The sequence below is a fragment of the Pseudomonas sp. SL4(2022) genome (assembly GCF_026625725.1).
In the GTDB taxonomy this organism is placed as follows: domain Bacteria; phylum Pseudomonadota; class Gammaproteobacteria; order Pseudomonadales; family Pseudomonadaceae; genus Aquipseudomonas.
This window is the reverse complement of the sequence record NZ_CP113060.1, coordinates 4,248,351-4,256,647: the sequence shown is the minus strand read 5'-3', so window position 1 is coordinate 4,256,647 and position 8,297 is coordinate 4,248,351. Positions and strand designations below refer to the sequence as shown.

Below are 8,297 nucleotides of genomic sequence, written 5' to 3'. Positions count from 1 at the left end.
GGCTCAGCATGGCTGCATAGAACTGATGATTAGGCCTCGGGCCGTTACCGGTCAACTTCTTGAGAGGGGAGCAACATGTTGAAGAAAATCACATTGGTTGCGCTTTCGACTGCTGTGGTGAGTACCGTTGCTTTTGCCACCGATCATAAATATCAGCAGAAGCTTGAACGCTCAGGCTGCACCCAGGTGAGTGAGCTGGAAGGCTGCGATATCAACAAAACCAAGGCGGAAAATGCCAAGGCTGGATTCGGCAGCATGCCCGCAACGTCCACGCACTCGGCAGCACATAACCAAACACGGAACCTGTTAGCCGTGAACGGCGAAGGCAATACCGTGGCGACCATCCGCATTCTGCCCGGTGGTAAGGTTTTGGTGAATGATAAATCGGTAACAGCCAAGCACGCGGGTGCTGCCCTGCATTTTCAGCAGGGGATGATTACATTCACAGTAACTGATGATCCAGCTGGGAAAAGCTTCTGGATGGATACCGAAGCGGGCACTAAGGGCATGATCAAAACCCATTAAGTTGTTCTGAGTGGTTAATGTTCTTGATAAAAAAATGGGCCTTGCGCCAGTGTTTTTTATCAAGAGAATTCGGGCCAATGTGCCACAGGTATTCAATTAATTACGGTGTTGGCTTTTAGGTAGGAGCACTCTTAGATCCGGCCTTTTACACAGACCGAATGCAGGGAATAAACGATGAGTGATCCATTTTCGTCTGCAGTGCAGGCTAGCGCCTTTGACCTCTTTGCACGCATCCGTAAGTGCACTGTTCTAGTCGTCGACGATCTAGAGTCGATGCGCAAGATTACGGTTAATTATCTTCGCGAATTTGGCATCACTCACATCCTTGAGGCGGCTAATGGCGCCGAAGCGTTGAGGTTGTTGGAAAGCCACCCTGTCACGGTCGTGCTCTCCGACTGGAATATGCCGGTAATGAATGGTCTTGAGTTTTTATTGTCGGTGCGCAGTAGCCCTAAGCTGTATGGGTTGCCTTTTATGATGATCACCGCCGAAACTGAACGCGACCTGGTCTTGCAGGCAGCCCAGGCCGGCGTTTCGGACCTGTTGGTGAAGCCATTCTCCTACAGCAGCTTTGCTGAGCGCCTGACGCGTATGCTCAATTGGCATCCGCGTTTCAGCGGGCCGATTGATCCCGTCAAGGCAATGGCCGGGTTGAACTCAAAGGTCTCCGGGGTCGCTCAAGGACTCGATGATGTCGAAGCCACGCTGCCGCCTATTGAAAAGCCGGTGGAGCGAGCAACCATTCTGGTGGTGGATGATACGCCGGACAACCTGCAACTGCTGGCAGGCCTGTTCGAAGATGAGTACCGGGTGAAACTGGCCAATAACGGCGAGAAAGCGCTGCAAATCTGTCAATCGGATACGCCGCCTGATCTGCTGTTGCTCGATATCATGATGCCCGGCATGGATGGATTCGAGGTGGCCAAGGCTTTGCGCAGTCACCCCGCGTCAGAAAATATTCCGATCATTTTCGTTACCGCTATGACCGACAGCGCTGCACGAACGCGTGGCATGGAGTTAGGAGCAATTGATTTTGTAACCAAGCCGATTGACCCCGAAGGCTTGCGTATCCGGATTAAGAATTTCATTCGCTACATTGATCTGCGTCGTCAATTGCAGGCTGATTACGACTGCATGCTGATTACCGAGCAGTTAAAAGATGATGTTGAACGCATCACTCGCCATGACATGAAAGCCCCCTTGGCTGGGGTGCTGGGGCTCATTCAAGGGGTAATCGAGTCGGGCACGCTATCCGGCTCAATGCTTGAGCAGCTGCAGATGGCCGAGGAAGCCAGCTTGCGCACGCTGAGCATGATCAATCTCTCAGCTGAACTGTACAAAATTGAGACCGGACGCTTTGTGCTGGAGTCCAAGCCGGTCGCGTTGGTTAAAATTCTCAAGCGTATTTCCGCAATCGCGCGCAAGACCTTTGCTATCAAGGGGCTGGCCATCGAGGTTGATACCGCGTCGGGTATTAGCGACTCTGCACTGGACTCATTAGGCGATGAGATGTTCTGTTATTCCTTGTTCGAGAATTTACTCAAAAACGCCTGCGAAGCCGCACCGGATGATTCGCGTGTAGAAATTTCCGTGCTTGGCGATAATCCACGTTGCGTGACGATTCTCAACAAGGGCGTTGTGCCAGCTCAGATCCGGGATCGGTTTTTCGACAAGTTTGTAACTGTTGGCAAGCAAGGTGGCTCTGGACTGGGGACTTATTCGGCCCGACTCCTGGTCGAAGCGCAAAATGGCAGCATTGCGATGGAAACCTCAGATGAGACCGAGACAACCACCGTTAAGGTGACGCTGCCATGCGCATAACCTAAACGAGCCTACTGTTCCTTGGTCGTGAGTCTTTTTCAGATCACGTCCTCCATCGAAACGTTTACCCGAACACAGCCGCACTGAGCAGAAATACCGGCAGATGCTATCTGCAGCGAGCGGTGCGCAGATACCTCCTAGAGCAAAGGTTGCAATGCCGCTAAGGCCTCATCGAAGTCGCAGTTCTCGGTGTGCTTCAGAACCACGGCAAAACAATCACGCATTGTTTGATCGGTGATGCCATTAGCCAAGTCGTTGCACAGATCAAGTGCTTCCGAGTCGCTGTCAGCTAGCAGCTCTGCCAGTTGCTTGAATTGCTCCGATGTGGGCTGTGCTGACGCTGCTCGTACGCCGGCCAGTTCAGCGACCTGCAAGGGTTGTAACGCGTGTAGAACGGCGTTGAGTTGCTGCTCAACGAGATCAAAGCGTGCGCCTCTGAGTGCCTCATCGGTACTTGTGCAGGCTTCCTCCAGTGCTTGTGAGGCAAGTTGTAGCTCGGTCGCACCAATAGTCCCGGCAGTTCCTTTCAAGGTGTGAGCAAGACGTTGCGCGGTAGCGAAGTCGTGGCTGGCGATAGCTGCACCGAAATGCTCAACGAAGCTTGATTGGCTCTGCGTAAAACGCAGCAGCATCTTGCGGTAAAGGTGCTGGTCGCCTTGCATTCTCGCCAAGCCCGCTTTTTGATCCAGCATGGGCAGCTCAGGCAACGCTTCATGGATGTTGAGGTTAGCGCTCAGTTGCACGTCGCCGCGTTGGCGAGTGGGTTTGATCCAGTGCGCGAGGGTGATAAACATCTGTTCAACATTCAGCGGTTTGGCAATGTGATCATTCATCCCGGCGGCAATCACTTTGTCCTTGTCGCCGGCCATGGCGTTGGCGGTCATGGCGATGATCGGCAGGTGAGCCCAGGCAGGGTTGGCGCGAATCAGCCCAGTGGCGGTGTAGCCATCCATCACTGGCATCTGGCAATCCATAAGAACGCCGTCGAAGTCGTGGTCCTTGGTCAGAATGGCCAGTGCTTCCTCGCCATGCTGCGCGCAGACCAAGTGGATCTGTGCATTTCCCAGCAGTTCGACGGCCAGCTCGCGGTTCATCTCGTTGTCTTCGACCAGCAGTAATCGGGCTCCAGCTAGCCGCTCACGGGCTTGCTGTTGCTCGTGGCCATCGTGCAGCTGACGACGCTCGATAAGCGGTCCCTTGCCCAGCACACTGCCGACGCTTTCCAGCAGTAGGGAAGAGGTGATCGGGTGATTGATGATGGTGGCGTAGTGCAGGCCCTGCTGACGTGCCAGGCTGACAAAGTCTTCGCGACCGAAAGAGGTAATAACGATAACTGCTGGTGTCTTGCTCAACGATAGCTGAGCAAGCCCAGTAAGACAGGCCTGCGCGGCATGGCTGCCGGTCTTCCAACCGACTAACAGCAGGTCATATGGCGTGCCATCGGCTGCAGCATGCCGCAATTCGACGAGGGCGTCGGCCGCATTTTCGGTGGTGTTGACCTGCAGTTGAATGCTGAGCAGTTGATCCCTGAGAATCTCTCGGGCAGCCGTGCTGCCCTCTAGAAGCAGGGCGCGCGTAGCTGCCAGCTCGTCGGAGCGGAACATGCGTGCAACGGGTGTTTGCTCTGGCAGCGCCAGATGCACGCGGAACTGAAAGCGGCTGCCGGCGCCCAGTTCGCTTTCCACCCAGATGCTGCCTTCCATCAGCTCCACCAGGGTACGTGAAATAGCCAGGCCAAGTCCGGTGCCGCCGTACTTGCGGGTAGTCGAGCTGTCTGCCTGGGAAAACGCCCCAAACAGTCGGCTGCATTGCTCAGTAGTCATGCCGATGCCGCTGTCCTGCACGCTGAAGTTCAACCACACGCCGCCGCTGTCGCTGGACTCCAGTTCGACGCGGATTATGATTTCGCCCTGTTCGGTAAATTTGACTGCATTGCTGGCCAGGTTGAGCAGGATCTGACCCAGACGCAGAGGGTCGCCAATCAGACTGACGGGTAGTTCGTTACGCAGGTCAAAGAGCAGCTCCAAGCCTTTTTCATGCGCTTTGAAGGCAATCAAGTTGGCCAGGTTGTCGAGCACCTCGTCGAGTCTGAACTCAACCTGTTCAAGCTGCAGTTTGCCGGCCTCGATCTTGGAGAAGTCGAGGATGTCATTGATGATCCCGAGCAGACTGTTTGCGGCCTTATCGATTTTTTCCACATGGTTGCGTTGGCGCGGTGCCAGGTCGGTCTGTAAGGCCAAGTGAGCCATCCCGATGATGGCGTTCATCGGTGTGCGGATTTCATGGCTCATGTTGGCGAGGAATTCACTTTTGGTGCGGGTGGCATCCTCGGCGATGCGTTTGGCTTCCAGCACGGTCGCTTCAGCTTGTTTACGCTCGCTGAAATCGAAGAGCACTCCATCAAGGAACTCGGGTTGGCCATTGGCGTCGTAACTGGCCATTCCCCGTCCATCGACCCAGTGGGTGATGCCACGGTGGTCTTTGATTCGGTATTCGTTGATGTACTGTCGCTGCTCGCGAATCGCCACCTCGGTGTTAAGGCTGGTGGGTTCGATATCGTCGCAGTGCATCAACTCACCGAGGGTGCGAGTGGCGTCAGGACCAACAAAGTCACTGGCTGGGTAGCCGGTGAGTGTTTCGATTTCGTCGCTAACAAACAGCATGGTCCAGGGGTGGTAGGGCAGGCAGCGATACACCACACCAGGCACGTTGCGGATCATTGATTGGATACGCTGCTCGCTGTCGTGTAGACGCAGGCGATCGCTTTCGGCACGGTCGCGAGCCTCCATCATGGCGTGCTCGGCAGCGCGGATTGGGCTGACATCAACCAGGCTGCCGACCGCCCCACCCAGGTTGCTGTCACCCAGTTGCACGCCTGAGATGAAGTAGAGCAATTGGTGCGTTTGATCGGTGCCTAGAGGCAGGCTGATTTCTCTTTGCAGGCGCTGGGAGGTGCCGATGACTTGGGTTATTTCCTGCTGAACGCGCTCGCGTTCGCTGGGCGGCAGGATGTTGAGTTCGATGAGGCGTTTACCCAGAAGTGTTTCTGCGCTGACGTTGAACATCTCGCGGAATGCCTGGTTGATACCCAGCAGGCGTGTATCTCGGTCGGTGTAGAACAAGGGATGGGGCAGGGTATCGATTAGGGCCTGCTGGAAGGCAAACAGTTCGGCTCGTTCTCTGGCGCTCTGCAGCTTTAACTGTCTGTCTCGCCATAGCCGTAGGGCTATCAGGCAGAACACCAGTACGCTGCCGAACAGCAGTGCTCGCTTTCCCATTGGCGTGGCCTGGGCCTGCTCGCCAAGTAAGAGCAGGGTCCATGGGCCTTGAGGGTCGTTCCACTCAATGCTTACTTGGCGGGATAGATAGTCGGTGCCATCAATGCGGATGACGGGGGAATCCATTGAGGGAAGTGCGGGTATTGGGTCGGGTGATAAAAACGCACCATACTGCTTGCTCGCTTGCAGCTGTTGCAGGCGCTCGGGGCTCACTGGTTTGACGGAGCGCATCTGCCATTCGGGCTTGTTACTGGCCATGACCACACCGTTCGGCGAGATCAACACGCCGATGGTGTCTTTCCAGCTGGCCATAAATTGATCGAGCTTGGTTATTTCAAAACCAGCAACGACTACGCCGTTGATCCGGCTGTTTGCCGAACGGTCAAGAAAGACCGGGGCCGCCACATAGAACATGCGTTTGCCAGTACTCTGGCTAATGGCTGCGTGAACGTTTTCCTTGCCACTGATGGCTTGGCGAAAGTAGTCGCGAAAGCCAACATTCAGCCCTAGTTCATGGTGACCGTACAGGTCCCAGTCTTGGACGATGATGCCGCTGGCATTGACGACAAAGGTATTGCTAGCCCCTGTGTTTTTGGCTAGGACCTCAAGTGCTTCCCGCGCTTGTACCAGCAACAGGTTGTTGCCGTGCGCGACCTGTTGAATCTCCCGGTTGAGCCTGCCGGCCAATTGCACGGCGCCCATGCCTTTACTCGACAGGGTCAGTTGCGGCAGGTTCTCGGCTTCGCGCTCGATGCGATCGGCGAGCATTTGTTGGTATGCGTTACGCTCCACCAGCAAGTAGATCGCATCGGCAGCAAATGCCAGCAATAGAGATACCAGCAGTGCTGCGGCAAGCTTCCAGCGGGCGTCGGTCATGGAGCCTCGCTCAGGGCCTTGTCGAGGTATGACAGCTTCTCCTGCAACTCTTCATCACTGTCGACAAAGCGCTGGGCAATAGTCCGAAACTCTCCCTCGATTGCCATGAATGCATCGACCAGATCAGGGGTGAAGTGACTGCCACGACCGTCGATGATGATGCCAACGGCTTTTTCGTGAGGCATGCCTTCTTTATATACACGGCGACTGATCAGGGCATCGTAAACATCTGCCACGGCCATCAGGCGTGCCGATAGAGGAATTGCCTCTCCTGCCAGACCTTCTGGGTAGCCGGAGCCATCCCATTTTTCCTGGTGGTACAGGGCGATTTCCTTGGCCATGTCGAGAAAGGCTACGGGCGTCCCGAGAGATTTTTCAGCATGTTCTATTGCTTTGAAACCCAGGGTTGTATGGGTTTTCATCACTTCGAATTCATCGGCAGTGAAACGCCCAGGTTTGAGCAGGATTCGGTCGGGAATACCCACCTTGCCGATGTCGTGCAGGGGGGCCGACTTGTAAAGCAGGTCGATAAACGCGTCACTGATAATGTCGCTGTAGCGCGCATCCTTGCGCAGTTCAGTGGCCAATGCTTTGACGTAGTGCTGGGTACGGCGGATGTGATTGCCTGTTTCTGGATCACGTGTTTCCGCGAGCGAGGCCATCGCCAGAATGGTCACATCTTGGATTGCCGTGATTTCCTGGGAGCGGCGTTGTATTTCGTTTTCCAGGTAGGCGTTCTTGTCGCGCAGAAAATCAGCCGCTCGCTTGAGGCTGAGATGGGTCTCGACCCGTGCGAGGACAATCGGCGGGCTTACTGGTTTGGTGATGTAGTCAACGGCACCGAGTGACAGGCCTAGGCGCTCATCTTCCACTTCGACCTTGGCTGTCAGGAAAATTACCGGGATATCGCGTGTTCGGGCTTGGGACTTGAGTTCTCGGCAGACTTCGTAGCCGTCCATTTCCGGCATCATGATGTCGAGCAAGATCAGGTCAGGTGGGCTGTCCGACTGAGCAAGCTGCAAAGCCTTTGCTCCGTTATTGGCCAGTTTGACCTGATAGTTGGGCTTGAGCAGACTGCTCATCAGACTCAGGTTGTCCGGTGTGTCGTCTACAACCAAGACGATAGGACGCTGTGCCAACACAATTGGATGTTCCATATCTGATACTCACTGATTAGCAGACTGTATGCCGATTTAAGCATAGTCCGTTGGGGGGTGAGACTGTGTTACGGCAGATCACTGCACTGCAGGACGACCACTTTTGACTACAGCCATAGCGCGAGAAAAGGCACTACTTCGTAGCTAACTGTGGCACCAGCAGCTTCGTAAACTGCGAAAATAAGCTCGACAGCAAAGCCATGTTCCGTTGAACTTATTTCGGCCGAATTAAGGTACCAGTCGTCTTCGGCTGCCAGCACGAACTTTTCCTAGGCAGCAGCATCATGGGGAACCAGAAAAGACCGATCAAGACGTTGATCTTGAAGTGCTTCATGAGGCCACGTTTAAAACGTGGTTTTTGGGGTAAGGAGAGCACGTATGCGGACGCTCTTAGCAACGAAAAAAGTTCACGCTAATCCCAGAAGCTTAAGGGTGCATAACCCAAGAGTTTGGACATCCTGCCAGCTGCATGACCCAAATATCGGTGCGGATAAAATCTCTCGCCAAGCGGTCGTCTCAAGGTATTGCGCTGAATGTTCGTGTAGCCCTTTTGTGGTCAACGAATTTTGGGCTTTTGGGGGTTAATCGGGCAGCGGTTCTGCCTAAAGTCGAAGAGCTGAAATACTGTGCGGCTGGAGCC

4 protein-coding genes are annotated in these 8,297 nt (G+C 54.7%); 2 read left to right on the top strand and 2 right to left on the bottom strand.

The window, feature by feature from the left end:
• The first annotated feature begins 75 nt into the window (after positions 1-75).
• A complete protein-coding gene (locus tag OU997_RS20050; RefSeq protein WP_267808294.1) occupies positions 76-525 on the top strand; it encodes a hypothetical protein in 450 nt (149 codons plus the stop codon).
• Between the two features lie 174 nt (positions 526-699).
• The gene (locus OU997_RS20045) at positions 700-2,346 is read left to right on the top strand and encodes a response regulator (protein WP_267808292.1); all 1,647 of its coding nucleotides are present in this window, start codon (positions 700-702) and stop codon (positions 2,344-2,346) included.
• Between the two features lie 137 nt (positions 2,347-2,483).
• On the opposite strand, the gene OU997_RS20040 is transcribed toward OU997_RS20045, so the two are convergent.
• Together OU997_RS20040 and OU997_RS20035 are read right to left on the bottom strand one after the other, a co-directional pair.
• Positions 2,484-6,500, bottom strand: coding sequence for an ATP-binding protein (locus OU997_RS20040; RefSeq protein WP_267808290.1), 4,017 nt, complete (start codon positions 6,498-6,500; stop codon positions 2,484-2,486).
• Positions 6,497-7,657 (bottom strand): response regulator, encoded by a 1,161-nt coding sequence (locus OU997_RS20035; protein ID WP_267808288.1) that lies wholly within the window; start codon positions 7,655-7,657, stop codon positions 6,497-6,499. The genes OU997_RS20040 and OU997_RS20035 overlap by 4 nt, the downstream gene beginning before the upstream one ends.
• Positions 7,658-8,297 lie beyond the last annotated feature (640 nt).

What these genes read in the sequence shown, in the direction of transcription:
- OU997_RS20050 (WP_267808294.1), top strand. Translation starts at nt 76, where the DNA reads ATGTTGAAGAAAATCACATTGGTTGCGCTTTCGACTGCTGTGGTGAGT.
- OU997_RS20045 (WP_267808292.1), top strand. Translation starts at nt 700, where the DNA reads ATGAGTGATCCATTTTCGTCTGCAGTGCAGGCTAGCGCCTTTGACCTC.
- OU997_RS20040 (WP_267808290.1), bottom strand. Translation starts at nt 6,500, where the DNA reads ATGACCGACGCCCGCTGGAAGCTTGCCGCAGCACTGCTGGTATCTCTA.
- OU997_RS20035 (WP_267808288.1), bottom strand. Translation starts at nt 7,657, where the DNA reads ATGGAACATCCAATTGTGTTGGCACAGCGTCCTATCGTCTTGGTTGTA.